Genomic DNA, 16,553 nt, shown 5'->3' with positions numbered 1-16,553 from the left:
ACCCGCACACTCTCTGCAAGGACACACTCGCATGAGCACGGAAGCCTACCCTATCGAAGTCGAATTCCCCGATATTTCGGGCCACGAACAATCGGCATCCGGTATCGCCTATGTCCACACGTTCGACTCGGGTGCACCGGGTCCGCACGTGATGATCAACGCGCTCACACACGGCAACGAAGTGTGCGGCGCGATCGTCGTGGACGAATTATTGCGGTGCGCGCTGCGGCCACGCCGTGGACGCCTCACACTGGCGTTCGCGAACGTCGACGCATATCGGAGTTTCGATTCGGCGCAGCCGGACGCGGCCCGCTTCGTCGATCAGGATTTCAACCGCGTATGGACTGCCGCGGTGCTCGACGATGCTTCGCGCACGTCCAGCGAGCTGGAGCGTGCGCGCGCGATGCGGCCCGTGATCGACAGCGTCGATCTTCTGCTCGATCTGCACTCCATGCACGAGAAGAGTAAGCCTTTGATCGTGGCGGGACCGCTGCAAAAAGGCATCGACCTCGCCGTGCGACTCGGCACGCCCGCCACCGTGATCTGCGACGAAGGCCATCCGGAAGGCCGCCGCATGCGCGATTACGAAGGCTTCGGCGACCCCGCCAGCCCGAAGAACGCGCTGCTGATCGAATGCGGACAGCATTGGGAACGCAATGCGGTTGCGGTCGCGCGCGACACCACCGCGCGCTTCCTGCTGCTGGCCGGCGTGGTCGATGAAGCGGATCTGCCGGCCGGCTGGCTTGCGCCATTGCCGGGCGTGCAACATATCGTCCGCGTGACGCAGCCGGTGGTGGCCACCAGCATGGATTTCCGTTTCGCGGCGGCGTATACGGGTCTCGAGATCTTTCCCGAGGCCGGTGCCGTGATCGGCTGGTCGAACGGCGAGGCCATCACCACGCCCTACGACGACTGCATGCTCGTCATGCCATCGCTGCGGCAACTGCGGCCGGGCGTGACCGTGGTGCGGCTGGGCAAGATCGAGCAGACCGTGACGAACACCCCAACCCATGGCCAATGAAACGGCCCATCCACACTCAAAGGCAACGTAGCGATGAAGGTACAGCAGCTCAAGCAAAGCGTGAATCTGCAGAATCTGGAGGACTGGGGCACGGCCGGGCTGCCCGGCACGACGCCGATCCAGGTGTCGGGCGTGCAACGCGTCATCAAGGGCAGCGAGGCCATCGACACCGGCATTTTCGAATGCACCGCCGGCACTTATCGCCGCTCGGTCAAGCAGGCCGAAGTGATGCACTTCATTGCCGGACGGGGACGCTTCACGCCCGATAACGAGGAAACCATCCACTTCGAGAGTGGCGACACGCTCTTCTTCGAAGCCAACACCGAAGGGCTGTGGGAAGTCGAGGAAACCATGCGCAAGGTTTACGTCATCTTCTGACCACCGTTTCACGCTGTTCACCGAGCGCCGCGCTGCACCATGCCGGCCCTGCGAGGGCCGCGCTCCCCCTTCTGCCAACACCCCGTCTCACCCCGGCGCGCCAAAGCGCGCCGCGGCCTCCCTCGTTCTTCGCGCTGTCCAGCGTCTTTTTCCGGTCGATGTGCATCTGCAACAGAGTGGGGTAATCCCGCGTTGACCCCTCGTCGCCATCTTACTTACAGTTCAGCCTTGTTCGCACAAAGAATCGCTGTTCTACATACGAACAGAACGGCGGAGAAAAATCAAACGACGGCCGGGTCGCCAACCACGCTCAAGTCAGTCGAAGCAGGTCGAATTGGAGAATACCTTTATGAATCGCAATATCACTATGACCCGGATCGCATGCGCGATCGCCGCTCTCGCCAGCGCACCGGTTTTCGCGCAAAGCAGCGTCACGCTGTACGGTATCGTCGATGCCGGTATCGGCTATCAAAGCAGCGCAAGCTCGCTTGGCTCGAACGCCGGCGGCAAGTCCAAAGTGAACATGATCAACGGCGTATGGGCCGGCAGCCGCTTCGGTTTGAAGGGCGGCGAAGATCTCGGCGGCGGCACCAAGGCCATCTTCCAGTTGGAATCCGGCTTCAACTCGAGCACCGGCGCCCAGCAATACACGAATGCGATGTTCGGCCGCCAGGCATGGGTCGGCGTGACGAACCCGACCTACGGTACGCTGCAGGCCGGCCGCCAGTACACGGCTTACTACTCGCTGCTGTCGCCGTATAGCCCGACCACGTGGCTCACCGGCTACTACGGCGCGCACCCGGGCGACGTCGACGCGCTCGACACGATTTACCGCGCGAACAACTCGCTCGTCTATACGTCGCCGAAACTGTACGGCTTCACGTTCAGCGGTTCGTACGCCCTCGGCGGCGTGCCGGGCAGCCTGAACCGCGGCTCGACCTGGAGCGGCGCGGTGCAGTACATCAACGGCCCGGTTGGCGTCGCGGTGGGCTTCATGCGCATCAACAACTCGACGCTGGGCGGCGGTGCCTACGGCGCGGATTCCACCGTGTCGAACAACGGCGCGCAGCCGGGCGTGTCGGCCGTGACCAACGGCTATCAAACGGCACAGGCGCAGCAGCGTTTTGCCGTGACCGGCGGCTATAACTTCGGCAACGGCTGGGACGTGTCCGCGGCTTACTCGAATGTGCAGTACATTCCGGGTATCAACTCGAGCTTCCGCGACACGGCGATCTTCAATACGGGCGGTGTCGTGCTGCACTGGAAGCCAACTGTTTCGTGGGACTTCGCGACCGGCTACAGCTACACTCGCGCTACCAAGGCGAACGGCATCACGAGTTCGGCGCAGTACCAGCAGGTCAACCTGTCCGAGTACTATTCGTTGTCGAAGCGCACCGGCCTTTATGCATTGCAGGCGTTCCAGCGCACCAATGGCAATACGCTGGGCACGGCCGGCTCGGGTCACATCATCAGCGCGACGGCAACCATCGGCGACGGCTTCCAGAGCGCGCCGTCGTCGTCGCGTAGCCAGTTCGCCGCAGGCGTGGGCATCGTGCACCGCTTCTAAAATCGGCGCACGATCTTAAAAAGAGGAAGGCTCGTTACGGCGGGCCTTTCCGTATTCCGCAGTCAGGAGACACATCATGAGCCGCAGCAACGCTGTGAACGTTCAGACCTTCCTCAACGAACATCCCTTTTCGCCGTTCCAGTGGCTCGTCTTCTTCATGTGCTTCATCATCGTCCTGCTGGACGGTTTTGACACGGCCGCGATCGGCTTCATTGCGCCTTCCCTGATCGCCGAATGGGGCATCACCAAGCCGGCGCTCGCGCCGGTGCTGAGTGCCGCGCTATTCGGCCTCGCCTGCGGCGCACTCGGCTCGGGACCACTGTCCGACCGGCTCGGGCGACGCTCCATGCTGCTCGGCTCGGTGCTGCTGTTCGGCGTGGCGTGCCTCGCCTCGGCCTTCTCGAACAGCATCGGACAATTGACGACGCTGCGCTTCATCACCGGCGTGGGTCTGGGCGCGGCCATGCCGAACGCCGTCACGATGATGGGCGAATACTGCCCGGATCGCCGCCGCGCGACCGTGATCAATCTGATGTTCTGCGGCTTTCCGCTCGGCGCCGCGTTCGGCGGATTTCTCGCGGCGTGGATGATTCCGCATTTCGGCTGGCGCAGCGTGTTGCTGCTCGGCGGCATCACCCCGCTGCTGCTTCTGATCCTGCTGGCGCTCAAGATGCCGGAGTCGGTGCGCTACATGGTGGCCAATAGCCAGCCGGTCGAACGGATTCGCGCGGCGCTCTCGCGCATTTCGAGCGAAGCGGCGCAAGCGGGCACCTTCATCATGACCGAAACCGCGCCGCAAACCGGCGGCAAGGGCGTGGCGGTGGTGCTGTCGCGCTCGTACATCATCGGCTCGGTGATGCTGTGGATCACCTATTTCATGGGCCTCGTCATCTTCTACGCGTCGATCAACTGGATGCCGATCCTGCTGAAGGACGCCGGCCTCACGCCGCAACGCGCGACGCTGATTTCCGCGCTGTTCCCGCTCGGCGGCGTGGGCGCCGTGCTGTGCGGCGTGCTGATGGACCGCTTCAACGCGAACCGGATCATCGCGGCCTGCTATGCATTGACGGCCGTGAGCGTGTATTTCATCGGCCAGGCGGTGGGCAACGTGGGCGCGCTGGTGTTCGTCGTGTTCGTGGCCGGCGTGTTGATGAATACCGCGCAGTCGTCGATGCCGGCGCTCGCCGCCGCGTTCTACCCGACCGAAGGCCGTGGCACGGGCGTGGCGTGGATGCTCGGCATTGGGCGCTTCGGCGGCATTGCGGGCTCGTTTCTCGTGGCCGAACTGACGCGCCGCCACTTCACGTTCGCGGGCATCTTCGCCATGGTCGCGGTGGCGGGTCTGATTTCGTGCGTGGCGTTGCTGATCAAACAGGCGGCACGGCCGCATGTGTCGAACGTGAGCGCCTCGAAGACGGAGTCGTTCGGGCATTGAAGAAAGCGTGCGCATCTCGAGGATGCCGTCCGGCAACGGATGCGCCGCATGACCCGATGGCTGTTTGAAGCCGCCCTGCGAGGCGGCTTTTTCTATTGCGGCGTCGCGTGAAAAAACGCGGCGCGCCACTTCCCGATAAACTACGTGCCTGTTGGCAAGTTCGGTTGCCGCGGTGGCGCATGCCATCGCTCGGGCAACGTTGCTCACCTCACCACAGGGTTCAAGGAATGAAACGCGTAGTCGTTGCCGCGCTGCTCGCGGCGTGCCTCGCGCAACCGGCCGCTCAGGCCGTCGCGCAAACCGTCAGCGATCAGTGCTTTGCGATCGGCGATATCGCCGGCCAGGTCGCGTCGTGGCGCGCGCATAAAAAGACCAAGGCGCAAGCGCTCGACCAGGCGGCCAAGTACTACAAGGACGCGGCTGACCGGCAAGCGGTCAGCGCCATCATCGAGAAGATCTACAGCCCGGACGCGCCGCGCATGACGCCGGACCAGGCCAGCATGGCATTTACGTCGGACTGCGCGAACCGTCAGGCGCAGGCGCCCGCGAAGTAGCGCCCGCGCGCTCAACTAGCCACTAACGTTTGCGAAAGGCATCGAGCGACGTCAGCGCGTTGCCGTGGAAATCGAACAGCGTGTTGTTGTCCCACTGATCGCCGGCGCCGAGCTTCCATCCGACATTCGGCGTCGGAATCCATTCCGGCTCCCACCAGAACACGCCTTTGCCGTGGCCATCCGGTATCGCCTGGACAATGTCCGTCAACGCGCCGAGAAACTGCGCCTGGCCCGCCGGCGTCTGCGGATAGCTCGCCGTCCCGACGTTGGTCATCGCGTTCGGTTCGGAATCGCCGTCGCTGGTGGTCCATGGATAGGCCGTCTCGACCACCATCACGTCCTTGTCGTAGCGCGTTGCGAGATCGTTCGCGTTGTTCTGCAGATCGCTCAGCGAGCCTTGCCACTGCGGGTAGTAGGACAGGCCGATCACATCGAACGTAACGCCGCGCTGGGTCGCGCTGTCGAACCACCAGCGGCTCGTCGCGTTGTTACCGCCGCTGTCGATATGCAACATGACCTTGATGCGATCGTCAACGGATTTGACCGCGTCGTGCCCCGCTTTCAGCAATTGGGCGAGGTTGTCCCACTGATCGTACTTGCCGAGCGGCCACAGCATGCCGCCGGTGATCTCGTTGCCCACTTGCACCCACTCCGGGTGCACGCCGTCGCGCTTGAGCATCTTCAGCACATTCGTCGTGTACTCCGACAGCAACGCGCAGGTCTGCGCGATATCCTTGCCGGCCCACGCGTGCGGCGGATACTGCTTGCCCGGATCGGCCCACCAGTCGCTGTAGTGGAAATCGATCAGCACGCGCATGCCGAGCGCGGCCGCGCGGCGCGCAAGCAGGCGCACATGGTCCGCATTGTTGTACCCGACAGCGGGGCTCTGATCGGCCGGAAAGAAGTTCGGGTTGCCCGGATCGTTCCAGACCTTGATACGAATCGAATCGACGCCATGCCTTCTCAGCAGCAACAGACAGTCGTGCGGCACGCCGTGCTCATAGAACTTCGCGCCGTTCGCCTCCAGTTCGAGCAGCGTCGATACGTCGGCGCCTTTCGCAAAGCGACTGCCACGCCCCGAAGCCTGCAACTCCGCCGCGAGCGCCGGCGCGCCGAGCGTTGCGCCGACACCGGCTGCGGCCGCCGTCGACGCGAGCCAGCCGAGCATTTCTCTTCTGTTCATCTGTCATCCTCCATCTATTGATGGGCGGCTCTTCCGAAGGCCGCCTGGTCCCAGGTTGAAGCGCTTGAGTGTCACCCTCCGACTACACACACTGTTGGATCCGATTCCGTCGACAGCCAATCAGATCATTCGCTCTTCCATGCGCACACGTCGCCCGTTTCCAGGAGCGCACTGCCGAGCACGAACGTCGCAGCAACCGGCGCCGGCGCATGCACAGGCTGCGCACCGAAGTTGAACGCGAAGGTCAGAGCGCCGCGCCGCCGGATGCGCAAGCCTTCCGCCAGCCGTTGCGTTTCGATGCCGGCATCGCGCGCGGCCTGCTCCAATACCGTGCGATGCAACGCATGCGACAACCAGCCGGCCACGTAGCGAACCTTGCCGTGCGAGAGCACTGCGGGCCACGTGTCGTCGAATTGCGCATCGACCTGCGTATCGAGGTTGGCCCGCACGTGCTCGCGCCAGTGCATCGCCACGCCAGGCACGCCGCCAATCGACACCGCCGGTGCCAGCGTGGGCCGCAGCGTCTCGACTTCGAGCACCTGCATCGGCAGAACGCGTTGCAACGCGCCGGGCGGCAGCGTGGCGGGGATCGCGAAGCTGTCGGTTTTCGAGCCGCTGCGCGGGCCAAACACCCATTGCGCTTCGCTTCGCTCGATCTGATGCACGAGCGCCTCGTCGGCCACGGCGATGCTCGGCACGACCACCATCGCATAAGCCGACAGATCCGCGCGGCTCGACACGATATCCACGTCGAGCCCGAGTTCGCGCAACGACTCGTAGTAGTCGAACGCCAGCGTCTGATAGTCGAAGGTCTTGCCATGACGCTGAATCTCGAACATCCATTGCGTCTCGTAGTCGAATACGACTGCAACAGCCGCACGCGCCGGTGCATCGAGTTCGGACAGTGCGGCGCTCGCGGCGATTTCCCGCGCCGCCTGCTGCACCTCGAGGCCACCCGGCGACAGTTCGTTGTTCGGCAGATTGAGCCCGGAATGCATCTGCTCCTGCGCATACGGACACTGACGCCAGCGGAAATACGACACCAGTTCCGCGCCGTGCGCGAACGCCTCGTAAGCCCACAGCCTGACCATGCCTTTCGCCGGCACCGGGTTCCACGGCGCCCAGTTGACCGGACCGGCCTGCTGCTCCATCACCCAGAAACGCCCGCTGCCGATTGCCCGATAGCGATCGTGGTCGAACGCGGAAACGTCGGGGTGCGCGGTGCGTGCATAGAGCGCTTTCTGTTCGTCGGGCAGCGAGATCGATTCAGTGCGCGCGATCGGGTAGCTGTCCCATGCGGCGACATCGATCGCATTGTCTTTGGCGAAACGGTAGTGATCGAAGGTCGTGAAAAATCCCATGAAGTTGTGCAGTAGATCCGCAGCCGGCGCATGCTCGCGCAACACGTCGATCTGCTCGCGATGAAAACCCGCCACCTCGTCCGACATGAAGCGGCGGAAGTCGAGCAGATGAATCGGATTGGCGTCGGTGGGCGTAAGGTTCGGCAAGCCGATCGCCTCGAACGACGGATACTCCATGCTCCAGAATACGTTGCCCCATGCGTCGTTGAGCGCTTCGACGGTTTCGTAGCGCCGCCGTAGCCACGTCTGAAAGCGCACGAGCGCGGCAGGCGAATAGCTGGGCACGGTTTCGTGACAGCCGAGTTCGTTATCGGTCTGCCACGCGACGATCGAGGCATGCCGCCCGTAGCGCTGAGCCATTGCCGTGACGATCCGCAAGCACTCGCGCCGATAGGTTTCGCTGGATATATCGTAGTGCCGGCGTGAACCGAAATTCCAGCGCGTGCCATCGGCGCGCACCGGCAGCACGTCGGGATACGCGTCGATCAGCCACTTCGGCGGCGAAGCGGTCGGCGTGCCGAGCACCAGTTTCAATCCTGCGGCCGCCAGTGTGTCGACCGCTTCGTCGAGCCATCCCCACACGAATTCGCCGGCGCGCGGCTCCATCCGGCTCCACGCGAATTCAGCGATCCGCACGTGGGTGATGCCGAGCTCGGCCATACGTTTCGCGTCGTCGGCCCACATCGTGCGCGGCCATTGTTCCGGGTAATAACAGACACCAAGTTGCATGAGAGATTCTCGTTGTTAGATAACGTCGGACCGGCGCTCAGCCCTTGCTTGCACCGAAGGTCAAACCGGCTACGAAGTGCTTCTGCATCAGGAAGAACATCAGCACGGAAGGCAACGCGGCCAGCACCGAGCCCGCGGCGACCAGGTTCCACGCGGTCGTCCATTGGCCCTTGAGCGCCGCGACGCCCACCGTGATCGGCGCGGCGTCGTCGCCTTGCGTGAGACATAGCGCCCAGAAATAGTCGTTCCACACGAACGTGAACACCAGAATGCCGAGTGCGGCGAGCGCGGGCCGGATCAGCGGCAACACGATGCGCAGATAGATGGTCCATTCGCTCGCGCCTTCCACGCGCGCGGCCTCGATCATTTCGAATGGCAACTGTTTGATGAAATTTCGCAGAAACAGCGTGCAGAAGCCGGTCTGAAACGACACGTGGAAAATCACCAGCGCCCACACGCTATTGAACAGTCCGACCTTCAGCGCCATGTCGCGCACCGGGATCATCAGGATCTGGATCGGCACGAAATTGCCGGCGACGAACGCGAATAGCACGGCCGTATTGCCCGGGAACCGGTAGGTCGCCAACGCAAAGCCCGCCATCGACGCCAGCACGATCGCGCCGAGCACCGAAGGCACCGTGATCAGCACGCTGTTGGCAAAGTAATGCAGCATCGGCGTTTGCGTGAGCGCCGTGCCGTAGTTTTCTAGCAGCGCAAAGTGCTTCGGCCAGCCCCAGTAGTCGCCTTGCGACAGCTCGTCGGATGAACGGATCGACGTGACGAGCACGGCCAGCATCGGCAGAAGCCATATCAACAGCGCAATGGGCAACGACACTTTGTAGAGCGTGCGATTGAGCGGTTTCCAGCGTTCGACGGGAAGCGGATACATGACGCGCAACTCCTTGGAGATCAGCGTTCTTCGCGCAGCATGCGGCGCAAATGGAACACGATGTAGACGAGCATGATGGCGAACAGCACGACGGCAATCGCCGCGGAATAGCCTTCGCGGTAGTACTTGATGGCCTGGTCGTACATGTAATAGGCGAGCACGGTGGAACTGTCGAACGGACCGCCGCCGCTCATCACCGCGATCAGGTCGAAGCTGCGCAATGCGCCGATCACCGTCAGCACCACGGCCATGAACGTGGCGGGCCGCAGTTGCGGCAGGATCACGTGCCATAGCAGCTTCACGCCTTTGGCGCCTTCCATGCGCGCCGCCTCGACCACTTCCGGATTGATACCCGTCAGGCCCGTCAGGTACAGGACCATGCAGAACGGTGTTTGCGGCCATAACGCGGCGAACACGATGCCGAAGGTCACCGTATGCGGATCGCCCAGCACGGGAATGCCATGACCGACGATCAGGCGCAGCAAACCGAAGCCCGGATCGTAGAACCAGCTGAACACGAGACCGACCACCACGCCCGAGAGCACGAACGGCGCGAAGAACAGCGACTTCACGACGCGCATGCCACGGATATGCTGGTTCAGATACAACGCGAACAGCAGCCCGAGCGGCGGCGCCAGCAGAAACAGCGCGAGCCAGATCAGATTGTTCTTGAGCGCCGTATAAAACGTGTCGGCATGAAACAGCTCGATATAGTTGTCGAAGCCGGCGAAGGTCTTCGGCGTCATGCCGTCCCAGTGATAAAAACTGAGCGAAATGCTGCTGATGATCGGATACACCACGCACAGGCAAAACAACGCACAACCCGGCAACAGGAAGAAGAACGCGGCGCGATGCTGATGACGGCGCGTAGTCGAGACGTGACGGTGCGAAGCCGCGGGTAAGCGGCGCGCTGCGGAATGAGACATGGATCGGGCCTCGTCGGAAAGCGAAGGCGATTCGAAGACGAGCGCCGGCCGTTGCTACGCCGCCGGCGCTCCGTGACTGACTTCTTTACTTCTGGTAGATGCGCTTACGGGTCGCTTCGAGGCGCACGAGCACGGCGTCGAGTTGCGACGGATCGCTGTAGAACTGCTGCATCGCTTTCATGCCTTCGTCGGCCATTTCCTTCTGCATGTCGCGATCGTAGAACTGCGCGATACCGCCCTTGGTGTTGGCGAGTGTCTGGAAGCCAACCTTCGAAATCGGATCGTCAGGCTCGGTCGCCAGACTGTTCGACGGCAGCGTTCCCCAGCCCTTCGCGAGATCGGCGTTGATCTGCGGCTGTTCCATGAAGGCGAGCAGCCTGCGCGCGTCGGCCTTGTTTTTCGCCTTTGCGGGAATCAGCAGCACGTTGACCGGACCGTCTTCGGCCATCGGCACGTTCGCGTCGATTACCGGAAAGCGGAAGAAGCCGGTTTGCGGCTTGAGGTTCGCCGGAATGCTCGCGGAGAAGAACGTGCCCATCAGCATCATCGACGCCTTGCCGTTCACGAGAAACGGTGCGATCGAATCGAGGTCGTAAGAGAGCGCATTGTCGATGAAGTAGTGATCGTCGATCAGCGTTTTCCACGCGGCATAGACCTTTTTCACGCGTGCGTCGGTGTAGGGAATTTCGCCCGCCATCAATTGCTGATGGAATGCGTTGCCGTTGATGCGCAGATCCAGATAGTCGAACCAGGCGGCAAGCGTCCAGCTGTCGCGCGCGGCCACCGCGATCGGCGCGACGCCGCTGGCCTTCAGCTTCTTGCAGGCATCGAGAAATTCATCCCACGTTTTCGGCTCGCTCTTGATGCCGGCCTTCTCGAACAGATCCTTGCGATAGAAGAAACCGTACGCGTCGTAGCCGAGCGGCGCCGCGTACTGCTTGCCCTTATACGTCGACGCATCCTTCACCGACGCGTACTGCTGCGACCAGCCATTTTTGCTCCAGTCCGCCGACAGGTCTTCGAGCAGGCCGCGTTGCGCGTAATACGCCATGCGCTCGCCGTCGTGCCATGAAACGACGTCGGGCGGATCGGTGGCAAGCCAGCCGCTCATCTGCACCTTGTACGCTTCTTCGGTGATGTAGGTCACCTTCAGATCGACATCGGGATTGGCCTTCTTGAACTTGTCGAACGCGTCCTGCCATGTCGAGCGCTGATTCCCGCGCGCCGATACGTTGACGTTGAGCGTGGCGGCGTCGACTGCGGCACAGCAGAGCGAACCGGCGACCAGCGCGGCTGCGATCGACACGTGTGCAAGACGGCGAAGGCGAAAAGCAATCATCTTGTGTCTCCTTGATACCTTGTTGGCCGGCAGCGCGGCTGCCGGCAATGTAACCCGCTCTGTGGCGGAATTCGGCTTTGATGAATCAGTTGATGCTTCAAACGCTCACGAACCAAAACTCAAGCGGCGGCGCGTTCGGGCTCGAACGCGCTGCGCCGCAGTGCAATCCCATCCGCGTCGAACAGATGACAGGCAGAAGGCGGAACGTGAATGGCAATACGCTCGCCCGAACCGATCGGCGTATCGCCCGCGGCCTTGGCGATGAGCGTGCCCGCCGTATGATCCGCGTGGATATAGCTGTGCTCGCCGAGCCGTTCCGACAGGACCGTCGTGCACTGCACGGACTGCCCGGCGCCGTCGAGGCGCAGATGTTCCGGCCGCACGCCGAGCGTGACCGGCTGGCCGCGCTGCAAACGTTGACCGTCGACCTGTGCGGTCAATCGCTCGCCGCTTTGCGTCAGCGTGACCGTTACGCTCCCCGGCTCGATCGAATCGACCACGGCGTCGATAAAATTCATGCGCGGCGAACCGATGAAACCCGCCACGAAGCGCGACTTTGGATGGTGATACAACTCGAGCGGCGCGCCGCTTTGCGCAATGCTGCCGAAGCGCTCGGCGTCCGCGCCTGCATGGAGCAGCACGATCCGGTCGGCGAGCGTCATCGCTTCGACCTGGTCGTGGGTCACGTACACCACGCTCGCGTTGGCAAAGCGCTGATGCAAACGCGCGATTTCGACGCGCGTCTGGCCACGCAGCGCGGCGTCGAGATTCGACAGCGGCTCGTCGAACAGGAACACGCCGGGCTCCCGCACGATCGCGCGGCCGATCGCGACGCGCTGTCGCTGCCCGCCCGAAAGCGCTTTCGGATAGCGCTCCAGAAAGCTGTCCAGTTGCAGAATGCGCGCGGCTTCGCGCACCTTGCTGTCGATCACATTCTTGGGTTGTTTCGCGAGCTTCAGACCGAATGCCATGTTGTCGAACACGGTCATGTGCGGAAACAGCGCGTAACTCTGGAACACCATGGCGACGCCGCGCGCCGCGGCAGGTACGTCGTTCACCAGACGGCCGCCGATATGCAGTTCGCCTTCACTCAGGTCTTCGAGCCCCGCGATCATTCTCAGCAGAGTCGACTTGCCGCAACCCGAAGGTCCCAGAAAGACGCAGAACTCGTGCTGCGCTATCTCCAGATTCACGCGCCGGATCACCGGCGGATGGTCACCGTACGACTTCTGCACGTTCGTCAAACGAATTGCCGCCATGCTGCCTCCGTGGATTTAACCGCTTAAATTTCTTGGGAAAATAAGTGGCCAACCCTTGCGCGGCAGGCATTTAATCGCTTAAATTCGAGTTCGAGGGAAAAAGTCATGGCGGGTGTCTCCTGGATGTTTTCCAGCAAGTTATCAACGTCGCCCGCAGCTTGCAACATTTGAATCGCATTCCCTGAATATGGGATAAAGAAGTCATGGTCACTCTGTCCGAAGTTGCGAAGCGCGCTCACGTCACCGCCGCGACTGTCTCCAACGTGCTGCGCAACCGCGAGAAGGTGCGCCCCGAAACGGCTGAACGCGTGCTCAAGGCGATCGCCGATCTCGGCTACCGGCCCAACCTGAATGCACGCGCACTGGCCGAGGGCCGCTCGTCGACGCTCGCCTTGATGCTGTCGAATATCTCGAACCCGTTCTACCCCGAGTTCGTGTTGGCCGCCGAGCGTGCCGCGCGCAAAGCCGGCCACTTCCTGATGGTTTGCAATACTGACGATGACGCCGAGATCGGCCGCGCGTATCTGAACCAGATCGCGGGCACGCTGGCCGACGGCGTGCTAGTCATGAACACGGACATCACGATCAACGATCTGTGTGCGTCGGCTACGCACAGCGCGCCGATTTTGCTGGCCATGTGGGAACACCCGGAATCGCCTCCCGCGCTGCCTTGCATCGCCGTGGATTTTCATCTCGCGGGCGAGCTGGCCGCGCGGCATCTGCTCGAGCTCGGCCACCGCGAAATCGGCCTTCTGATCGGCGACGGTTGCGGCGGCTTGCAGGATGCGCGCTCCAACGGGTTTCGCGCCGCGATGCGCGCCGCCGGTATCGAGACCGACGCGGCGGCGGTGCTGCAAATCCGCGACTCGATCGACGCGGGCTACGCCGCCTGCATGCAACTGATGGCAAACCGGCCGCATCTCACCGCGATTTTCGCGACCAACGACCTGCTCGCGATCGGTGCGGCACAGGCGCTGCTGACGCTGGGCCGAGCGGTGCCAAACGACGTTTCGGTGATCGGCATTACGGACATTCAACTGGCGCACCAGGTGCATCCCGCTTTGACGACGGTCGCGATTCAGACCGCGGCGATCGCGGAGTTGTCGGTCGAGAGTCTGATCCGGCTGATCCAGACGCCGGACCAGCAGCCGTCGATGCTGCTCGCCCCGCCGCCCACGCTGATCGTGCGCGCGTCGACCGGGCCGCGACGGCCGAAATGAATTTGCAAGCCATTCAGCAGAAAATGCTGTCACAGCACGAAAAAAAAGGCGTACAAACCGCCAACGCCCCGATTGGCAAATTGATCGATTGCGGCACAGGCGTAGCATCGATCCATCAATCGGCCCACGGTACGCGGCCGCGCCGCCGCGAGCCTCGCCGAATCAAGGGCAACCTGAAGGAGCAACCCGATGTCTCTCGCATTGACGCGCAGTGAACTGATTCGCCCGCAGAACCTGATCGACGGAAAATGGGCCGGTGCCGCCGACGGCGCCCGCTTTGCCGTCACCAACCCGGCCACCGGCGAAACGATCGTCGAAGTCGCGAACAGCGGCGCCGCGGACGCGCGCGCCGCCACCGACGCCGCAGCCCGCGCGTTCCCCGCCTGGCGCGATAAGCTGCCGCGCGAGCGCGCCGAGATTCTGCGCCGCTGGCACGCGCTGATCGTCGCCAATACCGACGACCTCGCGAAGCTGATGTCGATGGAACAGGGCAAGCCGCTCGCGGAAAGCCGCGGCGAAGTGGCTTACGGCGCGTCGTACGTGGCGTGGTTCGCCGACGAAGCGACCCGCATCTACGGCGATCTGATTCCGCAGCAGCAGCGCGGCAAGCGCATGAGCGCGGTGAAGGAACCGGTCGGCGTGGTCGCGGCCATCACCCCGTGGAATTTCCCGCTGGCCATGATCGCGCGCAAGATCGCGCCCGCGCTCGCGGCCGGTTGCACCGTGGTCGCCAAACCCGCCGAAGACACGCCGCTCACCGCACTCGCCCTCGCCGCGCTCGCGCAGGAAGCCGGTCTGCCGGACGGCGTGTTGAACATGCTGTCGGCCTCGCGTGAACAGGGCATTGCCGCGGTTGCCGATTGGCTCGCCGACGCGCGCGTGCGCAAGATCACGTTCACCGGCTCCACGCCGGTCGGCAAGCATCTCGCGCGTGAATCCGCGGGCACGCTCAAGAAGCTCTCGCTGGAATTGGGCGGCAACGCGCCCTTTATCGTATTCGACGACGCCGATCTCGACGCCGCCGTCACCGGTCTGATGGCGGCGAAATTCCGCAACGGCGGCCAGACCTGCGTGTGTCCGAACCGCGTGTATGTGCAAGCCGGCGTCTATGCGCGCTTTGCCGAGCTGCTCGCGCGGCGCGTCGCCGCCTTGAAGGTTGCGCCCGCAACGGACCCGGACGCGCAGATCGGCCCGATGATCAACGAACGCGCAATCGAGAAAATCGCCCGTCACGTGGAAGACGCCGTCAAACACGGTGCGAAAGTGCTGACCGGCGGCAAGCGCCTGACGGAACTCGGCCCGAACTACTACGCGCCGACCGTGCTGACGGACGCGCGCGACGACATGCTGGTCTGCTGCGAAGAAACCTTCGGCCCGGTTGCCCCGCTCTTCAGTTTCGACGACGAAGCCGAAGCGATCCGCCTCGCCAACGACACGCCGTTCGGCCTCGCCGCCTACTTCTACACGCAGGACGTGCGGCGTATCAACCGCGTGGCCGCACAGCTCGAAGCGGGGGTGATCGGCATCAATGAAGGCGCGGTGTCGAGCGAAGCGGCGCCGTTTGGTGGCGTGAAGGAATCGGGCTATGGCCGCGAAGGGTCGAAGTACGGGCTCGACGATTACATGTCGATCAAGTACCTGTGCCAAGGCGGGCTTGATTGACGAGCCGCTATCCCGCTGGCAACTGAACGCCTGACCTGCACACTCTGCCGCCTCGGCGCAGCGCCTTACATTCCAAAGAGGCGCTGTACCGAGGCGGCAGTTTTCATTCAATCGCTATTTGGCCTGCAAAGCCCGCTGATGCGCTTTCACCAGATCACCCATGCTGTTGAAGCGGAAGTCGATCTTCGGCTGTGAGCCCGGATCCATCGTCGCACCGAAGCCCTGCTTTGCGTGCCGGCGATAAATCCAGCACGACGAGAGGCCGAATTCGTTCGCCGGTTTGTGGTCGTGGAACAGGCTTTCGGCCGTGTGCAAAATCTTTTCCTTCCTGATGCCTCGCTCGCCCAGCTTTTCCAGCATGTACTCGAAATTGCGCGGCGACGGCTTGTATGAGCCAATATCCTCGGCCGTGAAAATCGCGTCGAATTCGACCTGTAGTTTCGCGTTGCTATAAGCAAAGCTTTCGTTATCGACGTTCGACAGAATCACCAGCTTGTAATGCTGCTTCAGGTATTGCAACGACGCAGCGGAATCGTCGAACGCGGGCCAGTTCTGGATCGACTTGCCGTACGCCACGCAGTCGGCGAGCGTGTACGGCACCTGCCACTCTTCCGCGAGACGCTTGTAGACGATCGGCAGTAGCTCCTGATAACGCCGCCCCGGCGTGTATCTCTGCTGCGACGATTCGTGCCGCGCGTGTGCTTCGAGCACCTGGTCGCGCGTGAGTGGCGGTTCCACACGCGTGAGCAGCGGCCGCAAGCCTTCGAAAATACCGGTTTCCCAGTCGATCAACGTTCCATAGCAGTCGAACGTCAGCGTATCGAAATCGGTCAGTCGCATGCCGGTTCTCTCCGTGGTTCGCCGAATGTGAACACAGTGTAGAGCCATGGCCGCGCTTCGCCAAATCTCAGTTCCCCGAACAAACCGCCAACCCGCTCTCGTTGGAACCCACACGCGCAAGTGCCTGCAACGGCCGCGCGTGCAATAGCGTAACCGTCATGCACACGATTCATGACGGGCATTTTTGGCC

The 16,553-nt window shown here is 62.8% G+C and carries 15 protein-coding genes; 8 read left to right on the top strand and 7 right to left on the bottom strand.

The features are described from left to right. Positions 1–31: 31 nt before the first annotated feature. From P0D71_RS26335 to P0D71_RS26315, 5 genes are all read left to right on the top strand, one after another. Positions 32–1,021: a succinylglutamate desuccinylase/aspartoacylase domain-containing protein gene (locus P0D71_RS26335; protein WP_408482836.1), complete on the top strand. Its 990-nt coding sequence runs from the start codon at positions 32–34 to the stop codon at positions 1,019–1,021. 33 nt (positions 1,022–1,054) lie between these two features. Beyond that, positions 1,055–1,399, top strand: a complete 345-nt coding sequence (locus tag P0D71_RS26330) for a cupin domain-containing protein (RefSeq protein ID WP_408184811.1) — start codon at positions 1,055–1,057, stop codon at positions 1,397–1,399. Positions 1,400–1,748: 349 nt separating this feature from the next. Further along, positions 1,749–2,966, top strand: a complete 1,218-nt coding sequence (locus P0D71_RS26325) for a porin (RefSeq protein WP_286162094.1) — start codon at positions 1,749–1,751, stop codon at positions 2,964–2,966. 76 nt (positions 2,967–3,042) lie between these two features. Next, the gene (locus tag P0D71_RS26320; protein ID WP_408184812.1) at positions 3,043–4,401 is read left to right on the top strand and encodes an MFS transporter; all 1,359 of its coding nucleotides are present in this window, start codon (positions 3,043–3,045) and stop codon (positions 4,399–4,401) included. A gap of 227 nt (positions 4,402–4,628) precedes the next feature. Next, the gene (locus P0D71_RS26315; RefSeq protein WP_091803117.1) at positions 4,629–4,955 is read left to right on the top strand and encodes a hypothetical protein; all 327 of its coding nucleotides are present in this window, start codon (positions 4,629–4,631) and stop codon (positions 4,953–4,955) included. 22 nt (positions 4,956–4,977) lie between these two features. Here P0D71_RS26315 and P0D71_RS26310 read toward each other — a convergent pair whose 3' ends face one another. From P0D71_RS26310 to P0D71_RS26285, 6 genes are all read right to left on the bottom strand, one after another. Continuing rightward, positions 4,978–6,138, bottom strand: coding sequence for a glycoside hydrolase family 53 protein (locus P0D71_RS26310; RefSeq protein WP_408482833.1), 1,161 nt, complete (start codon positions 6,136–6,138; stop codon positions 4,978–4,980). Between the two features lie 125 nt (positions 6,139–6,263). Continuing rightward, positions 6,264–8,228: a beta-galactosidase gene (locus tag P0D71_RS26305; protein ID WP_408482831.1), complete on the bottom strand. Its 1,965-nt coding sequence runs from the start codon at positions 8,226–8,228 to the stop codon at positions 6,264–6,266. Between the two features lie 37 nt (positions 8,229–8,265). Beyond that, entirely contained in the window at positions 8,266–9,117 is an 852-nt protein-coding gene (locus P0D71_RS26300) for a carbohydrate ABC transporter permease (RefSeq protein WP_091803125.1), read from the bottom strand. Between the two features lie 20 nt (positions 9,118–9,137). Beyond that, a complete protein-coding gene (locus tag P0D71_RS26295; RefSeq protein WP_408184816.1) occupies positions 9,138–10,043 on the bottom strand; it encodes a carbohydrate ABC transporter permease in 906 nt (301 codons plus the stop codon). A gap of 85 nt (positions 10,044–10,128) precedes the next feature. Further along, positions 10,129–11,382, bottom strand: a complete 1,254-nt coding sequence (locus P0D71_RS26290; RefSeq protein WP_091803132.1) for an ABC transporter substrate-binding protein — start codon at positions 11,380–11,382, stop codon at positions 10,129–10,131. Between the two features lie 119 nt (positions 11,383–11,501). Then, positions 11,502–12,641, bottom strand: coding sequence for an ABC transporter ATP-binding protein (locus tag P0D71_RS26285; RefSeq protein ID WP_408482829.1), 1,140 nt, complete (start codon positions 12,639–12,641; stop codon positions 11,502–11,504). 203 nt (positions 12,642–12,844) lie between these two features. Between P0D71_RS26285 and P0D71_RS26280 the strand changes: the two genes are divergently transcribed. Genes P0D71_RS26280 through P0D71_RS26270 form a run of 3 tightly spaced genes read left to right on the top strand, consistent with a single transcriptional unit; the run spans position 12,845 to position 15,523 of the window. Continuing rightward, on the top strand, positions 12,845–13,861 hold the full coding sequence (locus P0D71_RS26280) for a LacI family DNA-binding transcriptional regulator (protein WP_091803138.1): 1,017 nt from the start codon (positions 12,845–12,847) through the stop codon (positions 13,859–13,861). Continuing rightward, positions 13,858–14,076 (top strand): hypothetical protein, encoded by a 219-nt coding sequence (locus P0D71_RS26275; RefSeq protein WP_408184819.1) that lies wholly within the window; start codon positions 13,858–13,860, stop codon positions 14,074–14,076. The genes P0D71_RS26280 and P0D71_RS26275 overlap by 4 nt, the downstream gene beginning before the upstream one ends. After that, complete coding sequence (locus P0D71_RS26270) at positions 14,051–15,523, top strand: NAD-dependent succinate-semialdehyde dehydrogenase (RefSeq protein ID WP_091803140.1); 1,473 nt, start codon at positions 14,051–14,053, stop codon at positions 15,521–15,523. Before P0D71_RS26275 ends, P0D71_RS26270 begins: the two co-directional genes overlap by 26 nt. A gap of 114 nt (positions 15,524–15,637) precedes the next feature. Here the strand turns inward: P0D71_RS26270 and P0D71_RS26265 are convergent, their stop codons facing one another. Then, positions 15,638–16,363 carry a haloacid dehalogenase type II gene (locus P0D71_RS26265; RefSeq protein WP_408482827.1) on the bottom strand — a complete coding sequence of 242 codons (726 nt, stop codon included), beginning with the start codon at positions 16,361–16,363 and terminating at the stop codon, positions 15,638–15,640. Positions 16,364–16,553 lie beyond the last annotated feature (190 nt).

Source organism: Paraburkholderia sp. RL17-383-BIF-A, from assembly GCF_046028015.1.
GTDB lineage: Bacteria > Pseudomonadota > Gammaproteobacteria > Burkholderiales > Burkholderiaceae > Paraburkholderia.
The sequence above is the reverse complement of the archived record's forward strand: the minus strand, read 5'-3'. Positions and strand labels throughout refer to the sequence as shown.